Origin of the sequence: Brevundimonas sp. TWP3-1-2b1, from assembly GCF_049896165.1 — a bacterium.
GTDB classification, from domain to species: Bacteria; Pseudomonadota; Alphaproteobacteria; order Caulobacterales; family Caulobacteraceae; genus Brevundimonas; species Brevundimonas subvibrioides_B.
In genome coordinates, this window is the sequence record NZ_JAFCTT010000004.1 from 1 (window position 1) to 15,135 (window position 15,135).

General features: G+C 68.0%; 17 protein-coding genes and 1 tRNA gene. 11 read left to right on the forward strand and 7 right to left on the reverse strand.

Going from position 1 to position 15,135, the window contains the following annotated elements:
- Positions 1-116 precede the first annotated feature (116 nt).
- Positions 117-686: a hypothetical protein gene (locus tag ACP7AB_RS04820; protein WP_426046108.1), complete on the reverse strand. Its 570-nt coding sequence runs from the start codon at positions 684-686 to the stop codon at positions 117-119.
- A gap of 196 nt (positions 687-882) precedes the next feature.
- Here ACP7AB_RS04820 and ACP7AB_RS04825 point away from each other — a divergent pair, with 196 nt between their 5' ends.
- Complete coding sequence (locus tag ACP7AB_RS04825; protein ID WP_425989449.1) at positions 883-1,455, forward strand: SOS response-associated peptidase family protein; 573 nt, start codon at positions 883-885, stop codon at positions 1,453-1,455.
- A 9-nt stretch (positions 1,456-1,464) separates the two neighbouring features.
- Here the strand turns inward: ACP7AB_RS04825 and ACP7AB_RS04830 are convergent, their stop codons facing one another.
- Positions 1,465-2,325 carry a hypothetical protein gene (locus ACP7AB_RS04830; RefSeq protein WP_425989447.1) on the reverse strand — a complete coding sequence of 287 codons (861 nt, stop codon included), beginning with the start codon at positions 2,323-2,325 and terminating at the stop codon, positions 1,465-1,467.
- 342 nt (positions 2,326-2,667) lie between these two features.
- Positions 2,668-2,871, reverse strand: a complete 204-nt coding sequence (locus ACP7AB_RS04835) for a DUF1674 domain-containing protein (RefSeq protein ID WP_425989445.1) — start codon at positions 2,869-2,871, stop codon at positions 2,668-2,670.
- A 132-nt stretch (positions 2,872-3,003) separates the two neighbouring features.
- Here ACP7AB_RS04835 and ACP7AB_RS04840 point away from each other — a divergent pair, with 132 nt between their 5' ends.
- From ACP7AB_RS04840 to ACP7AB_RS04855, 4 genes are all read left to right on the forward strand, one after another.
- Positions 3,004-4,239 (forward strand): argininosuccinate synthase, encoded by a 1,236-nt coding sequence (locus ACP7AB_RS04840; RefSeq protein WP_425989444.1) that lies wholly within the window; start codon positions 3,004-3,006, stop codon positions 4,237-4,239.
- Positions 4,240-4,349: 110 nt separating this feature from the next.
- On the forward strand, positions 4,350-4,649 hold the full coding sequence (locus ACP7AB_RS04845) for a hypothetical protein (RefSeq protein ID WP_425989442.1): 300 nt from the start codon (positions 4,350-4,352) through the stop codon (positions 4,647-4,649).
- 78 nt (positions 4,650-4,727) lie between these two features.
- Positions 4,728-5,159, forward strand: a complete 432-nt coding sequence (locus tag ACP7AB_RS04850; RefSeq protein WP_425989440.1) for a hypothetical protein — start codon at positions 4,728-4,730, stop codon at positions 5,157-5,159.
- A 78-nt stretch (positions 5,160-5,237) separates the two neighbouring features.
- On the forward strand, positions 5,238-5,786 hold the full coding sequence (locus ACP7AB_RS04855; protein ID WP_425989438.1) for a hypothetical protein: 549 nt from the start codon (positions 5,238-5,240) through the stop codon (positions 5,784-5,786).
- A gap of 165 nt (positions 5,787-5,951) precedes the next feature.
- Here the strand turns inward: ACP7AB_RS04855 and ACP7AB_RS04860 are convergent, their stop codons facing one another.
- Together ACP7AB_RS04860 and ACP7AB_RS04865 are read right to left on the reverse strand one after the other, a co-directional pair.
- Positions 5,952-8,798 (reverse strand): M16 family metallopeptidase, encoded by a 2,847-nt coding sequence (locus ACP7AB_RS04860; protein WP_425989437.1) that lies wholly within the window; start codon positions 8,796-8,798, stop codon positions 5,952-5,954.
- Between the two features lie 117 nt (positions 8,799-8,915).
- Entirely contained in the window at positions 8,916-9,812 is an 897-nt protein-coding gene (locus ACP7AB_RS04865; protein WP_425989435.1) for an isoaspartyl peptidase/L-asparaginase family protein, read from the reverse strand.
- A gap of 133 nt (positions 9,813-9,945) precedes the next feature.
- On the opposite strand from ACP7AB_RS04865, the gene ACP7AB_RS04870 reads away from it, so the two are divergent.
- The gene (locus ACP7AB_RS04870) at positions 9,946-10,674 is read left to right on the forward strand and encodes a 2OG-Fe(II) oxygenase (RefSeq protein ID WP_425989433.1); all 729 of its coding nucleotides are present in this window, start codon (positions 9,946-9,948) and stop codon (positions 10,672-10,674) included.
- Between the two features lie 35 nt (positions 10,675-10,709).
- Entirely contained in the window at positions 10,710-11,711 is a 1,002-nt protein-coding gene (locus tag ACP7AB_RS04875) for an NADPH:quinone oxidoreductase family protein (protein ID WP_425989431.1), read from the forward strand.
- Between the two features lie 134 nt (positions 11,712-11,845).
- Here ACP7AB_RS04875 and ACP7AB_RS04880 read toward each other — a convergent pair whose 3' ends face one another.
- Positions 11,846-12,250 (reverse strand): YkvA family protein, encoded by a 405-nt coding sequence (locus ACP7AB_RS04880; protein ID WP_425989429.1) that lies wholly within the window; start codon positions 12,248-12,250, stop codon positions 11,846-11,848.
- 57 nt (positions 12,251-12,307) lie between these two features.
- Here ACP7AB_RS04880 and ACP7AB_RS04885 point away from each other — a divergent pair, with 57 nt between their 5' ends.
- Both ACP7AB_RS04885 and ACP7AB_RS04890 read left to right on the forward strand, forming a co-directional pair.
- Positions 12,308-13,090 (forward strand): SDR family oxidoreductase, encoded by a 783-nt coding sequence (locus ACP7AB_RS04885; RefSeq protein WP_425989427.1) that lies wholly within the window; start codon positions 12,308-12,310, stop codon positions 13,088-13,090.
- Between the two features lie 95 nt (positions 13,091-13,185).
- Positions 13,186-13,260 (forward strand) — tRNA-Gly (locus tag ACP7AB_RS04890).
- Between the two features lie 89 nt (positions 13,261-13,349).
- Here the strand turns inward: ACP7AB_RS04890 and ACP7AB_RS04895 are convergent.
- Positions 13,350-14,012 carry a winged helix-turn-helix transcriptional regulator gene (locus ACP7AB_RS04895; RefSeq protein ID WP_425989425.1) on the reverse strand — a complete coding sequence of 221 codons (663 nt, stop codon included), beginning with the start codon at positions 14,010-14,012 and terminating at the stop codon, positions 13,350-13,352.
- Positions 14,013-14,151: 139 nt separating this feature from the next.
- Here ACP7AB_RS04895 and ACP7AB_RS04900 point away from each other — a divergent pair, with 139 nt between their 5' ends.
- Complete coding sequence (locus tag ACP7AB_RS04900) at positions 14,152-14,583, forward strand: VOC family protein (protein WP_425989423.1); 432 nt, start codon at positions 14,152-14,154, stop codon at positions 14,581-14,583.
- A 43-nt stretch (positions 14,584-14,626) separates the two neighbouring features.
- A complete protein-coding gene (locus ACP7AB_RS04905; RefSeq protein WP_425989420.1) occupies positions 14,627-15,124 on the forward strand; it encodes a VOC family protein in 498 nt (165 codons plus the stop codon).
- Positions 15,125-15,135 lie beyond the last annotated feature (11 nt).

Below are 15,135 nucleotides of genomic sequence, written 5' to 3' on the forward strand. Positions count from 1 at the left end.
CCTGCTCGCGCAGGATCCCGATGATCTGCTCTTCCGTAAATCTCGATCGCTTCATTCTGTCCGTCCTTTCGAGGGGCGGACTCTAGCTATTCCTGGAGGAGTTTCAGGGGGTCACGTCAGTATTTTATGCCTTCCTTCTCGACGACGAGATCCGTGGAGACACTGGAATCGTCATCGTCAGCCGCGTCCATCTCTTCCTCGGCTGTGGCCAGAAGCGGGATGTGCTTCGAAAGCTTAAGCTTTTCGGGCGACTGGTTTACTAATGCTGCGGCGAAGGCCTCAAAGAATGTGCCCGGCGAATTACGGCTTCCTCTTTGCCACAAGTCGATGCAAGCAGCGAACGCCATCACTCCAGTGTAGACAATCATATTCAGATGGTCTTTGTCAGCCTGATCCCATTCACTAGGTTTCTTCTTGAAAACCTCTTGTGCCAACCCAATAGCTTCAGGCCACAAATCGGGGTCATCTAGAAAAAGATTGGACCTGATAGGACGAGATAGCGATACGCCATCGTCGAACACACTGTAAGAGACTCCCTTCGAAAACTCCCAATATTCCCTTAGTTCCGCCTTGGAATGCAGCAGCTCAAGGCAGGCGACAATGAGTTCATTGCAGTTTGTGAGATGAGGTTTTCCGCTATTGTAAGCGACTGAGGCGGCTTTAAAGAGCGCTTTGACTTTGTCCACGGTACCCTCACAACGGAAGAGTTGTGGCTACTTGTCCCAACCGCAGCGCGCAATGGACTTGTATGTCACCCGTGGTGCTAGCGCCCGTGGGTTCGTCAGATCGAGCCCCCCCTAACGGACCGCAAGCGCCCCCACTCCCCTCCCTCCGCAGCCTGTGTCAGTCTCCGACGATGTCCGGTCCTGCCCCTCACCCCTGATGTGTAACCGCTTCGTCCCGCCCCCGACGCTCGGCACGATCGATGACGAGATCCGCCAGCTGGGGCTGGTTCTGGCGTTTCCGGCCGGGCGGCCGAACCTGCCGCCCGAATACGCCATCGGCGACAGTCCGCCCGTGGTCCTGCGCGCCGGGGAGGGCCTGAGCCTCGCGCCCATGACCTGGGCGTGGAAGGGGCCGGGCGGGAAGCCGGTGTTCAACTTCCGCTCCGACGGGCGGACCTTCGGGTCGTCGGAACGCTGCCTGATCCCCGCCGCGGGCTTCTTCGAATTCACCGACGCCGAGCCGGGCCACAAGCGGAAGACCAAATGGCGGTTCGACCTGGTCGACGCGCCGTGGATGTGGATGGCGGGGGTGGTCAGACAGGGCGCCTTCGCCATCCTGACCACCGGGCCGGGGCCGGACATCGCGCCCTATCACGACCGGCAGGTCTGTGTTCTGGCGCCCGGTCAGGCGCTGGAGTGGCTGGACCTGACCCAGGCAGAGGGGGCGCTGTTGCGGCCCCTGCCGGCCGGGTCGCTTTCGGTGCGCAAGGTCTGTCCTGAACGGGCCTGATCCCGGGGGTCAGCCCCGTTCGCCGGGTTCCTGACGGTAGGTGTAGCCGTCGCCGGTGTCGCCGGGAGGCAGGTCGCCGTAATAGCCTTGCGGCGGCTGCACATAGACCGGGGCTGGCTGATAGACCTGCGGCGGGGCGTAGCCCTGGTCGTATCCGGCCTGATAGCCGCTGGAATAGCCGCCGCCGTAGCGGCTGCTTTCGCTGTAGCTTTCGCGCACGCTGTAGGACGCGCCGCCCCGGCCGCCGGAATAGCCCTGCTCATAGCCATGGCCGCCGTGACCCTGGCCGTGGCCGTCCCGGCAGTCGCAGGCCGGGGGCGGAGGGGGAGGCGGCGGAGGAGGCGGAGGAGGGGGCGAATAGCCGCCGCCGCAGTTGTCGTAGCAGGGCGCCGGGCGCAGGCCGCAGCAGCGGTCGGTGGTCACGTAACGGCGACCGAACCCCTGGGCGACATAGCCGAAGGGCCGGCTAGGACCATATCCGGGCCCGCGAACCACCACCGCATATCCGGCGCCGCCGTAGCCGTAACCGTAGTCGCCGCCATAGCCCCCGCCCGTCGAGATCACGCCGCCATGACCGCCGCGCCCGCTGATTGCGCCGACGTCATAGGCCCGGGCGTTGATGTAGGCGCCGGCTCCCGCGCCGGCGTAGGCGCTCGCATTGGCGTTGGCGTTGACGTTCACATTGATGTTGCCGCCGCCGTGGCCGCCGCCCCCGCAACCTCCGCCGCATCCGCCCCCATGGCCGCCCCCGTGGCCCCCGCCATAGCCGCCACCCCCGCCGTGCTGGCCGCCGCCGCCGCCTTCACTCGCCAGCGCCGGCGCGGCGCCGAGCAGCAGGAGGGCGGTGAGGATCGAGACAAGCGTTTTCACTGGGCGGCTCCGCGACGTTCGAGGCCACCCTAGGTCTTCTCGCGCGGAAGGGTTCCGGATGCTCCCCGGGCGGGAGCAATTCGTTCAAGACGGGGTTAAATCTCGCTCTTCTGGCGTGAAGCCGGCGTCTTCAGCCCGTCAGCGGTCGCTTCCTTTCTTTCGTCATCCTCCGGCAAGCCGCCTCCTGGCGGCGCAGACCGGGGGACCCAGCGGCGCCGAAGGCGATCTGTTCAGGCGCGATATCGAAAGCGGCGTGCCTGGCTACAGGTTCGCGCTCTCGCGCGCCGCTGGGTCCTCCGGTCTCCGCTGCGCTTCGCCGGAGGATGACGAACCGGGGAGGCCTCAGAAATCGACCGCGAGACCCTTCTTCTCCCAGTCGCCGTAGCGGGTCGGTTCGGGGCCGGTCGGGCCGCCGTGCTCGGTCGCCGGCGCCAGCGCCCCGGCCTTCGCGCGACGTTCGGCGGCCTCGGCCAGGGCGCGTTTGGCGGGCTCGCTGAGGACCCGTTCGGGCGGGACTTCGGACGGGGTTTCAGGCGTGTCGGTCATGCAGACGGACATAATGCGCGGCGACGCGATGCGATAGGCCGGCGTCCGCCACAGTCTCGCCCTTGCATCGCGGGGCGTCAGGCCGTTTAAGCGCCGCCAAATCCTCCCACGCCGTTCTGCGAAAGAGCCCTCATGGCCAAAGCCTCCGACAAGCCCGTCAAGAAGGTCGTCCTGGCCTATTCCGGCGGCCTGGACACCTCGATCATCCTCAAGTGGCTGCAGACGGAATACGGCGCCGAGGTCGTGACCTTCACCGCCGACCTCGGTCAGGGCGAAGAGCTCGCCCCCGCCCGCGAGAAGGCCCTGAAGATGGGCATCAAGCCCGAGAACATCTTCATCGACGACCTGCGCGAGGAGTTCGTGCGCGATTTCGTCTTCCCGATGTTCCGCGCCAACGCCCAGTACGAGGGCGACTATCTGCTCGGCACCTCGATCGCGCGGCCGCTGATCGCCAAGCGCCAGATCGAGATCGCCCGCATGGTCGGCGCCGACGCCGTCTGTCACGGCGCCACCGGCAAGGGCAACGACCAGGTCCGCTTCGAGCTGGGCTACTATGCGCTGGAGCCCGACATCCGGGTCATCGCTCCGTGGCGCGAGTGGGAGTACCGCAGCCGCGAGGCCCTGCTGGACTTCGCCGAGAAGAACCAGATCCCGATCGCCAAGGACAAGCGCGGCGAGGCCCCGTTCTCGGTCGACGCCAACCTTCTGCACTCCTCGTCGGAAGGCAAGGTCCTCGAGGACCCGGCCGTCGAGGCGCCCGAGTTCGTCCACCAGCGCACGATCAGCCCTGAGGACGCGCCCGACAAGGCGACCGTGATCACCATTGGCTTCGAAAAGGGCGACGCCGTCTCCATCGACGGCGTGGCCATGTCGCCGGCCACGATCCTGACCAGGCTGAACGAACTGGGCCACGACAACGGCATCGGCCGCCTCGACCTGGTCGAGAACCGCTATGTCGGCATGAAGTCGCGCGGTGTCTACGAGACGCCCGGCGGCACGATCCTGATCGCCGCCCACCGCGGCATCGAGTCGATCACCCTCGACGGGGGCGCCATGCACCTGAAGGACCAGCTGATGCCGAAATACGCGGAGCTGATCTACAACGGCTTCTGGTTCTCGCCCGAGCGCGAGATGCTGCAGGCCGCCATCGACCTGTCGCAGGCGAAGGTCTCGGGCACGGTTCGGATGAAGCTCTACAAGGGCAATGTCGCCGTCATCGGCCGCGAGAGCGCCAACAGCCTGTACGATCAGGATCTTGTGACCTTCGAAGAGGGCGTCCAGGCCTACGACCACAATGACGCGGCCGGCTTCATCAAGCTGAACGCCCTGCGTCTGCGGGTCCTGGCCAAGCGCGACCGCCGCACCTGAAACCCCGGAGGCGTCTGACGAAAGGCGCCTCTTGGGCCCGTTCAGCGAACGCGGTCTTGCGCAATGAAGGGTTAGGGGACATCGTCCGCCTGCCTTTCAGGGAGGGTCCCATGCGCAAGTTCGTGTTCCTGGCGGTCGCCGCCGTCCTCGTCGCCGCCACGTCTTCGCTGGCGCAGACCGCCATTCCGGCCGTGATCCCGGTGGCGTCGGCGTGGGTGGACATCCCCGCCCTCGCCCCGGCGGTCACCGACCGCGACACTCGCGTTCTGATGAACCAGGAGATCGTCCAGGCCATCATCCAGGCCGACGGCGATCAGGATCAGGCCCGCCGCGCCATCTCGGCCATCGTCGCCCGCTACCAGGAAAACGCCCAGGCCCAGGGCGCACGGACCCGGCCGAGCCCGAAGTAGGACGGCTTCACGCAATTTCGACTTGAGCCGGAGACGATTTCGCGACACGGGACGACGGTTGAACCCGAGAGAGTCTGAATGTCCTTCTTGTCCCTCCCCCTGTTCCTGCTGATCGGCGTCCTTTCATCTTCGCCCCAGACCGAAGCGACTGCCGTGAGCGCCCAGACGGCTCCTGCGACGCCGGGTGAGGCGGCGTTCGAGGCGACCGCCGAGGCCTTCGGAGTAAAGGTAGAGGCCATGCAGGCGGAGATGCAGACGGCCGTCGCCGAGGCGGACGCCACACGACGGGCCGCGTCGCTGGACGCCATCGAAGCGCGTTATCAGCCCGACGCCGACGCCTTCGCCACGGCGTTCGACACCTTCATGAATCAACAGATGGCTGCGGCGCCCGAGACCGAGCGCGCGGGCATGCTCGCAGGCCTGACCCAGGCCCTGCCGCAGCTGCGTTCGGTCCCGCGTCTGGTTCGGACCCAGATCGAACAGGCGGCGACGGCGGCCCCGGCGCCCTGAGCCCGCCTTACCGCGATTTCACTTGAGCTGACCGGCGGTCGGGCGGACCCTGAGTGCGAACTCAAGGAGCTGCCCGCCATGATCCGCGCCCTCTCGCTGTCCGCCGCCCTCGCCGTTCTGCCGCTGTCCGCCGCGCTCGCCGCCGAAGACCCTCAGACGGCGTCGGAAGCCGCCATCGAAGCCGCCGCCGGGGCCTTCGAAGCGCGGATGCAGGCGTTCGGCGAACGCGCCGAAGCGATCTCCGAGGATAAAAGTCTGACTGAGGCCCAGCGCGAGGCGCGGATCGCGGCCATCTGGACCGAATACCAGCCGGAGATCGCGGCCTTCACCGCCGAGGTCAGCCGCCACGCCGGCCAGATCGCCCAGGAAGCCCTGGCCAATATCGACGTCGAGGCGTTGGTCGCCGATGCGATGAACGACCCCGAGGTGCAGGAAGCGCTGCGTACCGCCCCGGTTCTCGCCCAGGGCCTGGTCACGAACGGCGCCTGGGCCGCGAACGACCCGGAACAGATGGTCACCTATGGCCTGATCGCCCAGTACGCCCTGGACCAGGCCTCCGACGTCGTGGTGGCCGAGGAAGCCGATGCCGCTGACGACAAGGCGAACGACGAAGCGGGCGAGGACTGACAGCCGCGCCTCCTCCCTGTCGCGTAGCGATGGGGAGGTGGATTCGTAGCGGAGCGAAGGAGACGGAGGGGTCTTGCCGCCTCCAGAGCCCCTCCGTCAGCTCGCTAGGGCTCGCCGCCACCTCCCCATTCGCCAGGAGGCGACCAGGGAGGAGACTTTGAAGCCCTACCGCAGCGCCGCGTTGTCGAGGTTCAGGGCCGAGATCGGGATGACCTCGACGTTGGGGTGTTTCGCGCGCAGGGCGTCGATGAACCGGGCCGCGTCGCCGACGATGACCAGGCTGGCCCGGTCGACCGGCAGGTGTGCGGCGAAGGCCTCCTGGACCGCCGCGCCGTCGATGGCCTCGACCTTGCCGACATAGGCCGCCAGCTCGCTCATCGGCAGGTCGTAGAGCGCCAGGTTGGCGACGAGGCCGCCCAGGCCATCCACGGTTTCCAGCGAGTCGCCGAAGGCGCCGGTCAGGATGGCCTGACGCGTGGTCAGTTCCGAGGTCGTCGGCCGGGTGGTCGACAGGCGGGTGATCTCGGCCAGGATCAGGTCGGACACCTCCACAGCCGCATCGTTGCGCGTCTGGGCGCTGGCGGTGAACAGGCCGTCCTCGCGGCGCACGCCCAGCGAAGAGCGTGTGCCGTAGCTGAGGCCGCGCTTGATGCGGATTTCCTGGTTCAGGCGCGAGGTAAAGCTGCCGCCCAGCAGGGTGTTGCCTAGCGTCAGGGGGAAGTAGTCGGCGTCGGTGCGGGAGACGCCGCGCAGGGCGACCGTCACCGCCGCCTGGCCGGCGCCGGGCTGGTCGATGACGACGACGCGGGGCGGCAGGGGTTGGCCGAGCGGGGCGACGCGCGCCTCGGCGGTGCTGTTCGTGTCGCGCCAGTCGCCGAAGGCCGATTGCGCCAGGGCGCGGGCGTCGGTCTCCGAGATCGCACCCGAGAACACCAGGGTCGCCTCCGAGGGGCGATAGCGGTGCCGGTGGAAGGCGGCCACGTCCTCTCGGGTGATGGCGGGGATGCTGGTCAGGGTGCCGGAGCCGGGGGCGCCGTAGGCCGCGTCGCCATAGATCACACGGGCGGCGGCCTGGGAGGCGACCGGACCGGGCGTGGCGAGGGCGACGCGCAGATTGTCCAGCGTCTGGTCCCGCTGGCGATCCAGTTCTTCCTGCGCGAAGGCCGGATTGCGCACCAGATCGGCCATCAGGGCGACCGTCTGAGGGAAGACATTGGCCGGGGCGTTGGCGTAGACGTTGGAGAAATCGGGACCCGAGCCGGCCCCGATGCTGGCCCCGAGCTGTTCGATCTCGGTGGCGATCTCGGGTGCACTGCGGGTGGCCGTTCCCTGGGTCAGCAGGGCGGCGGTCAGGGCGGCGACCCCGGCCTTGCCGGCCGCCTCGTCGCTGGAACCGGCGTCGAAGTTCAGTCGGGCGGAGACCAGCGGCAGGCCGTCCTTCTCCACGACCAGGACGCGCAGACCGTTGTCGAGGCGGAAGTCCGCGACGGGCGGGGTCGTCGGGGCGACCGGATCGGTCGTCGCCGGAAGGGCCGCGCGCTCGGCTTCCGGCAGCAGGGTGAAGACCTGACCCACGGGGGCGAGGTCGGCCAGGGTCACCGGGGCGGTGATCCCGGTCTGCTGCGCCGTCACCGGATTGGTCTCGTCGGCGTTGAGGTAGCGCAGGGTCACAGCCCGCTGGTCGGTCAGATAGCGGCGGGCGACGCGCTGGACCTCGGCGGCGGTGACGGCCTGGATCTCGGCGATCTCGCGGTCGGCGGTCGCCGCGTCATTGGTGTTGATCAGGGCCCAGCCGAGGGCGCTGGCGCGATCGTCGATGGTCTCGCGACCACGCAGGGCGTCGGCGACCAGCTCGTTCTTGGCCTCGTTCAGCTCGGCGTCGGTGACCGGCTGGTCGCGGAATTTCGTGATTTCGGCGTCAATGGCGGCGAGGCCCTCGTCGACCGTATGGCCGTCCGACATGATGACCTGGGCCATCAGATATCCGGCCTGCTGCGAGAAGTCGGGCGAGGACCCGGCCTGGGCGGCAATCTGCTGCTCATAGACCAGCGAGCGATACATCCGCGAGCTCTCGCCCGTGGACAGGATGCCGTCGAGCACGGTCAGGGCGGCGCGATCCGGGTGGCCGTAAGGCACGGTCGGCCAGGCGCGCACCACAGCGGGCAGCGGCACGTTCGGAGCGTGGACGGTCATCTCGCGCGGGCCGGCCGGCTCCGGCTCGGAGGCGTCGGTGACCTCCAGCGGCCGGTCCGGATTGGTGATCGGCGCCATATAGCGGTCGATCCAGCCGTCCAGCTCGGCCTGGTCGAAATTGCCGGCCACGATCAGGACGGCGTTGTCGGGGCGATAATAGGTGGCGTGGAAACGGCGCACGTCCTCGATGGTCGCGGCGTCGAGGTTCTCGATCGAGCCGATGGTCGAGCGGCGATAGGGGCTCTGCTGGAAGATCAGCATGGGCAGGAACAGGCGCATCCGGCCGTAGGGGTTGGCCAGCACGCCCTGGCGGTACTCTTCCTTGACCACGTCGCGCTCGCTCGCGAACACGCTCTCATCGACGACCAGCGAGCCCAGACGGCTGGCCTCGGCGAAGAGCAGACGCTCCAGGTGATTGGCCGGGATGGTCTCGTGATAGGCGGTGACATCGTCACTGGTGAAGGCGTTGTTGTTGCCCCCCACGTCCTCGGTCAGGCGGTCGAAGGTCTCGTCCGGGAAATCCTTGGTCGCCTTGAACATCAGGTGTTCGAACAGGTGGGCGAAACCGGAGCGGTCCTGCGGGTCGTCCTTGGAGCCGACCCGGTACCAGACCTGGACCGTGACGTTCGACGTCGTCGTGTCGCGCGCGGTGTAGACGTCCATGCCGTTCGGCAGTGTGCGTTTCACAAAGCCCAGCGGCGGCACCACGATGGCGGCGGACGGCGCCCCCGCAGCGTCCTGGGCCAGGACCGGCGAGAAGGTCCCGAGAGCGGTGACGAGGGCGAGGGCGGCGACGGCCGACTTCAGGCGGGATTTCATGAACGGACTCCGGAGTTGCGGAGCGACCGTATCAGGCTGGAACACCGGCGTAAGTTACGGCGCTGTAATGTGGGGCGTGCGTTTTCCCTCCCCCGAGGGGGAGGGAGAACGCCCGCGCTACTTCCCGAACACCTCGACCCCGACCTCGCCGTCCGGGGTCAGCCAGGCGCGCTTCATGCCCTGGGAGTTGAAGGGATCGGCGCGGTGGCCCAGCGCGTCGAGCGCGATCAGGCCGCCGTCGCCGCCCATCGCGCCGATGCCGGCGATGACCGCCTGTCCGGCCTCGATGATCGAGGCGCCCGCCTCGACCCGCCAGTCCATCTGGGCGGCAGCGGCGGTGCGGATGAAATACTCGCCCTGGCCCGTGCAGGAGACCGCGACCCGGTCCGTGGCCCAGACGCCCGCCGCCGGGATCGGCGTGTCGCCCACCCGCCCCGGCAGCTTGCCGAACACGCCGCCGGTCGAGGTGGCGGCCGCCAGACGACCCTGGGTGTCCAGCACGCAGCAGCCGACCGTCCCGTGGCTCAGCGCCGGTCCCACACCCGGACTTTGGCCCGGCGGATGGTTGTCCTCGCCCTGGCCGGCGCGGGTGAACCAGGCTTCGGGATCGTCGATCGGCTCCAGGCCGTGTTCGCCCGCGAACCGGGCCGCCCCCGACCCGGCCAGCAGCACGTGCGGGCTGTGATCCATCACGGCGCGGGCCGCGCGGATCGGGTTGCGATAGCCCTGGAACGCGGCGACGGCGCCCGCACGGCGGCTCGGCCCGTCCATCAGGCTGGCGTCCAGCTCGTATTCGCCGGCCAGATTGGGCGAGGCCCCGCGACCCGCGACATAGAGGCCGGAATCCTCCAGCAGGACCAGGGTCTCTACCGCCACGTCGAGCGCCGGGGCGCCGGCCTCCAGCCGCACCCGCATGGCCTCGACCACCTCGCGCATATGGGCGATCTCGGCGGTGTAGTCGCGGCTGCGACGCGCGCCGGCGCCGCCGTGCAGGATGAGGGCGGGTCGGGTCATGGCGTTTCTCCTTGGGCCGCTCGTCCGCCCTTCCATGGAGCGGTTCGACTGGCTAGCGTCGGGGGGCGATGACACGGGGCCCATCCTGTGACAACCGTCGCCGCACGACAGGCTGACCACAGGGCGACAAGACGTGGCGAAGATCGATCCGGAGCTGAAGGGGCGCGACATCCGCGCGGCGTTCAAATCGTTCAACCGCGTCCATATCCCGGGCTTCCTGACGCCGGACAGCGCCGCGACGCTGTACGAGACCCTGGTCCGCGAAAACCTGTGGGTCTGTTCGACGATGAGCGGCGGCAAGTATGCCGACATCCCGGTCGAGCAACTGGAGGCCCTGACGGCCGAACAGCACCGCGAGTTCATGGCCGTCGCGCACTCGGAGGCGACCCGGGGGCTGCACTTCATGTTCGACACGGTGCGCATCTCGACCGACATCGAGAACGGCAAGCCGGTGCGGCCCGCCTATCGCGCCCTTCACGACACGCTGAACTCCGAGGCCTTCCTCGGCTTCGTGCGAGAGGCCACCGGCGACGACCGGCCGCTCTATGTCGACAGCCGCGCGACCCGGTATCAGCCTGGCCACTATCTGAACCAGCACAACGACGACCACGACAAGCGCGAGCGGCTCTATGCCTATGTGCTGAGCCTGACGCCGGACTGGCGGGCGGACTGGGGCGGCCTCCTGGCCTTCATCGACGACGACGGCCATGTGCCCGAGGCCTATACGCCCAGGTTCAACGCCCTGAACCTGTTCACCGTCCCCTACGAACACGCCGTGACCTATGTAGCCCCGTTCGCCGGCGGCAACCGCCTGTCGGTCACCGGCTGGATCCGCCAGGACAAACCTGTTTCCGCGGCCTGAGCCGCTCTCTCCCCATCACCCCTGAAAGGCATTTCATGCGCGCAGTCCTGTCCAAGACCGTCGGCGGCCCCGACAGCCTCGTCGTCGAGGAGGTGCTGGATCCCACCCCCAAGGCGGGCGAGGTCATCATCGAGGTCAAGGCCGTGGGGGTGAACTTCCCCGACACCCTGATCATTGAGGACAGATACCAGTTCAAACCCCAGCGTCCCTTCTCGCCGGGCGGCGAGGTCTCCGGCGTGGTCGAGGCTGTGGGCGAGGGGGTCAAGGGCGTCTTCAAAGGCGACCGCGTCATCGCCATGCCCGGCTGGGGCGGCATGGTCGAGCGGCTGGCGGTGCGGGCCGAGGCCCTGATCAAGATGCCGGACGCCATGTCGTTCGAGGAGGCCGCCGCCCTGATCATGACCTACGGCACCTCCTACTATGCCCTCAAGGACCGGGCCCAGCTGAAGGCCGGCGAACGGCTGCTGGTGTTGGGCGCCGCGGGCGGGGTCGGCGCCGCCGCCGTCGAACTGGGCAAGGCCATGGGCGCCCTGGTCACCGCCGCCGCCTCGACCAATGACAAGGTCCAGTTCGCGCTCGAGCTTGGGGCCGACAACGGCCTGATCTATCCGTCGGGGCCGATGGACAAGGCGGCCCAGAAGGAGCTCTCGGGCGAGTTCAAGCTGGCCTCGGGGCGCGACGGCCCTGACGTGGTCTATGACGGCGTCGGCGGCGACTATGCCGAACCGGCCCTGCGCTCGATGGACTGGAACGGCCGCTATCTGGTGGTCGGCTTCCCGGCCGGCATCCCGGCCTTTCCGCTGAACCTGACGCTGCTGAAGTCGGTGTCGGTGGTCGGGGTCTTCTGGGGCGCCGCCGCCGCGCGCGATCCCGAGGGGCACAGGGCCAATGTCGCCGACCTGATGAAGTTCTGGGCCGAGGGCAAGATCAAGCCGCGCGTCAGCCGCACCTTCCCGCTGGAACGCGCCCACGAGGCTATCCAGGCCCTGTCCGACCGCACGGTCATGGGCAAGGTCGTGGTGACCGTCGAGAGCTAGAAATCCTCCCCCGATGGGGGAGGTGGCGCGGCGCGGCTTCGCGACGTGACGGAGGGGGCCACCCGCACACTGGGTGTCTGGGGCGGGCCCCCTCTACCGCGAAGACGCGGTCCCCCTCCCCCGGTGGGGGAGGATCAGCGCAGCTTGTCGAGAGCCTTCTCGGCCGCCTCGCGGTGCTTCTTGCGCACATTGGCCCCGAGCGTCGCGATGACCGCCGTGATCACCGCCGCGTCGTCGGTGAAGCCGATGCCGGCGAGCACGTCCGGGATGGCGTCGAGCGGCATGACGAAATAGGCCAGCGCCCCCAGCATGATCCCCTTGGCCGCCATCGGCGTCTCCGGGTCGCGCGCGGCGTAGTAGACGGCGACGACCTGGTCGGCGAACGGAATGCGCGAGGCGACCCGGCCCAGCTTGGGCCAGAAGCCGGTGCGCACCCGCACCTCGTTGACCTTCTGGACCGAAGGCACGAGCGCCCTGGCCGGATCAATGGCGTCTTCCGGGGTGATCGGCCCCGACGCGCGTTTGGCTTTGGTGGTCATGGCGGCTAAATCCCCGCGGCAATCAGAAGTTCAGATCAGAACATAGGGACGAATTCCATGAAACTCGACGGGTCGATCGCAGCAGTGGTGACAGGCGGGGCTTCGGGCCTGGGCGAGGGGACCGCGCGCGCCATCGCGGCCACAGGCGCCAGGGTCGCCCTGTTCGACCTCAACGCCGAAAAGGGCGAGGCCATCGCCAAAGAGATCGGCGGCATCTTCTGCTCCGTCGACGTCACCGACGACGCCTCGGTCGCCGCCGCCTTCGAAAAGGCCCGCGCCGCACACGGCCAGGAGCGGCTGACGGTCAACTGCGCCGGCATCGCCACCGGCATGAAGACGGCCTCACGCAAGAGGGACACGGGCGAGATCAAGGCCCACGACATGGCCCAGTTCGAACGCACCGTCCGGGTCAACCTGTTCGGCACCTTCCGCGTCCTGAGCCAATCGGCCGCAGGCATGCTCACCCTGGAGCCCGTGGAGGACGGCGAGCGCGGCCTGATCGTCAATACGGCCTCGGTGGCGGCCCAGGACGGTCAGGTCGGTCAGGCGGCCTATGCGGCCTCCAAGGGCGGTGTCTACGCCATGACCCTGCCGGTCGCCCGCGACCTCGCCCAGGAAGGCATCCGCTGCAACACCATCCTGCCCGGCATCATGTGGACCCCGATGATGGCCGGCATGGACCAGAAGATCCAGGACGCCCTGGCCGCCCAGATCCCCTTCCCCAGCCGCCTCGGCAAGCCCTCGGACTACGCCAGCCTCGTGCTGGAGCTGGCCCGCAACGTCTACATCAACGGCGAATGCATAAGGCTTGACGGAGCCATCAGGATGGCGCCCAGGTAATTTTCGAAAAAGGGGCCTTGCGACGGACCGTCCGCGTCCGCTATAGGCCCCGCTCTCGACGAGACGGATCGCCCAGCCGGGCCCCGTTACGGAGTGCGGGCGTAGCTCAGTGGTAGAGCACAACCTTGCCAAGGTTGGGGTCGAGAGTTCGAATCTCTTCGCCCGCTCCAGTCGATTGAAGAGACCCGGTCGCAAGATCGGGTCTTTTTCGTTTTCGCACCGGGCTGCGTGAGTTTGCCAGGATCGACGCCCGGCGCCCTCATCCGGCCTTGGGCGGCAGTTCGAAGAACTTCGCAAAGCGTTCGAACACACCGACGTCGCCGCTGACGCTGACCGTCGCCAGGCCCGCCCCGCCATAGACGATCGCCGCGACCGCCTCCGGCGTGCCGTCGATCTGCACCTGGGCCTGTCCATCGTCCTCGCGCGCTGCCGTCAGGACCCCGTCCCTGACGCGCACCACGAATTGCTCCGACCCGAAGCGGAAGCCCAGCGTCATCGCCGCCGCACCCGCCTTGCGCGCATCGAACATGGTCCGGAACGACAGCATCATCGACGTGGGACTCAGCGGCAGGGTGGGGTCATGCCCGGGCGACCGCGCCGCCCAGCGGCCCAGCGCGCTGATGATCGGCTCGGCCTCGCGGCCCCAGTCGGTCAGGTCATAGACCTGGACCGAGGCCGGCGGCGGCAGTTTGCGCCGCACGACGAGGCCGGCAACCTCCAGTCCCTCCAGCCGTTGAGTCAGCACATTGGCGCTCAAACCCGGCAGACCGGCGCGAAGATCGCCAAACCGCTTGGGCCCGAACATCAGCTCGCGCACGACCAGCAACGCCCACCGCTCGCCGATCAGCTCCAGCCCATGGGCCGTGCCGCACGCGTCGTCATAACGCCGTCCCGTTTTCTCGGTTATGTTTTCTAACTTCATAGTTGACATATATAATCTCATGGACCACAAAGCGCAACATCGGAGCCGGACGATACCCCGGCTCCGAACACCGCCCACCGCCCTCGTCCAGCCCGCCCCCGCGACACAATTTCAGGGCCCATACGCAAGGAAAATACCGATGTCCCGCATGATCTTCATCAATCTGCCCGTCGCCGACCTGAAGGCCTCGACCGCCTTCTACGAGGCCGCAGGCGCGACCCTGAACCCCACGTTCAGCGACGAGACCGCCGCCTGTATGGTGTTCTCGGAGACGATCTTCGTGATGCTGCTGACGCATGAAAAGTTCGCCAGCTTCACCTCGCGTCCGATCGGTGACCGCTCGACCGTCCACGCCCTGCTCTGCCTGTCTTGCGACAGCCGCGCCGACGTCGAGGCCCAGCTGGACGCCGCGGTCCGGGCCGGCGGCCGCCCCGACCCGACCCCGGTTCAGGATCATGGCTTCATGTACGGACGCAGCTTTGAGGACCTCGACGGCCACATCTGGGAAATCATGTGGATGGACCCCGCCGCCACCGGCGCTGACAGCGGTGTGAAAGCCGACGCCGCCTGACGCCCTTGGCCCATTGCCGGGCCGACACGCAAAGGAGACCTCGATGACCGACAAGATCACGCCCTGCCTCTGGTACGACACCGGCCAGGCCCGCGCCGCCGCCGAATTCTACGTCTCGCTGGGTCTGGCCGACAGCCGCATCAATGCGACCCACACCAGCCCCGCCGACAACCCGTCGGCCCCGGCCGGCGCGGAACTGATGGTCGAATTCACCCTCGCGGGCCGCGCCTACCTCGGTCTCAACGGTGGTTCAATCTTCCCCCAGACCGAGGCCGTCTCGTTCGTGATCCAGACCGGGGATCAGGCCGAGACCGACCGCCTCTGGAACGCCATCGTCGGCAACGGCGGCCAGGAGAGCATGTGCGGCTGGTGCAAGGACCGCTGGGGCGTCAGCTGGCAAATCACCCCGCGACGCCTGATGGAATTCTACCGCGATCCGAACCCCGCCGGCACCCGGGCCGCCTTCGAGGCCATGATGACGATGAAGAAGATAGACATCGCCACCCTCGAGGCCGCCGCCGACGCCGCCGGCCAGCCCTGACCCCGTAGGCG

Excerpts from the sequence above, each read along its gene's own strand:
- ACP7AB_RS04825 (WP_425989449.1), top strand. The coding sequence starts at position 883 with ATGTGTAACCGCTTCGTCCCGCCCCCGACGCTCGGCACGATCGATGAC.
- ACP7AB_RS04835 (WP_425989445.1), bottom strand. The coding sequence starts at position 2,871 with ATGACCGACACGCCTGAAACCCCGTCCGAAGTCCCGCCCGAACGGGTC.
- ACP7AB_RS04840 (WP_425989444.1), top strand. The coding sequence starts at position 3,004 with ATGGCCAAAGCCTCCGACAAGCCCGTCAAGAAGGTCGTCCTGGCCTAT.
- ACP7AB_RS04845 (WP_425989442.1), top strand. The coding sequence starts at position 4,350 with ATGCGCAAGTTCGTGTTCCTGGCGGTCGCCGCCGTCCTCGTCGCCGCC.
- ACP7AB_RS04850 (WP_425989440.1), top strand. The coding sequence starts at position 4,728 with ATGTCCTTCTTGTCCCTCCCCCTGTTCCTGCTGATCGGCGTCCTTTCA.
- ACP7AB_RS04855 (WP_425989438.1), top strand. The coding sequence starts at position 5,238 with ATGATCCGCGCCCTCTCGCTGTCCGCCGCCCTCGCCGTTCTGCCGCTG.
- ACP7AB_RS04860 (WP_425989437.1), bottom strand. The coding sequence starts at position 8,798 with ATGAAATCCCGCCTGAAGTCGGCCGTCGCCGCCCTCGCCCTCGTCACC.
- ACP7AB_RS04865 (WP_425989435.1), bottom strand. The coding sequence starts at position 9,812 with ATGACCCGACCCGCCCTCATCCTGCACGGCGGCGCCGGCGCGCGTCGC.
- ACP7AB_RS04875 (WP_425989431.1), top strand. The coding sequence starts at position 10,710 with ATGCGCGCAGTCCTGTCCAAGACCGTCGGCGGCCCCGACAGCCTCGTC.
- ACP7AB_RS04880 (WP_425989429.1), bottom strand. The coding sequence starts at position 12,250 with ATGACCACCAAAGCCAAACGCGCGTCGGGGCCGATCACCCCGGAAGAC.
- ACP7AB_RS04885 (WP_425989427.1), top strand. The coding sequence starts at position 12,308 with ATGAAACTCGACGGGTCGATCGCAGCAGTGGTGACAGGCGGGGCTTCG.
- ACP7AB_RS04895 (WP_425989425.1), bottom strand. The coding sequence starts at position 14,012 with ATGAAGTTAGAAAACATAACCGAGAAAACGGGACGGCGTTATGACGAC.
- ACP7AB_RS04900 (WP_425989423.1), top strand. The coding sequence starts at position 14,152 with ATGTCCCGCATGATCTTCATCAATCTGCCCGTCGCCGACCTGAAGGCC.
- ACP7AB_RS04905 (WP_425989420.1), top strand. The coding sequence starts at position 14,627 with ATGACCGACAAGATCACGCCCTGCCTCTGGTACGACACCGGCCAGGCC.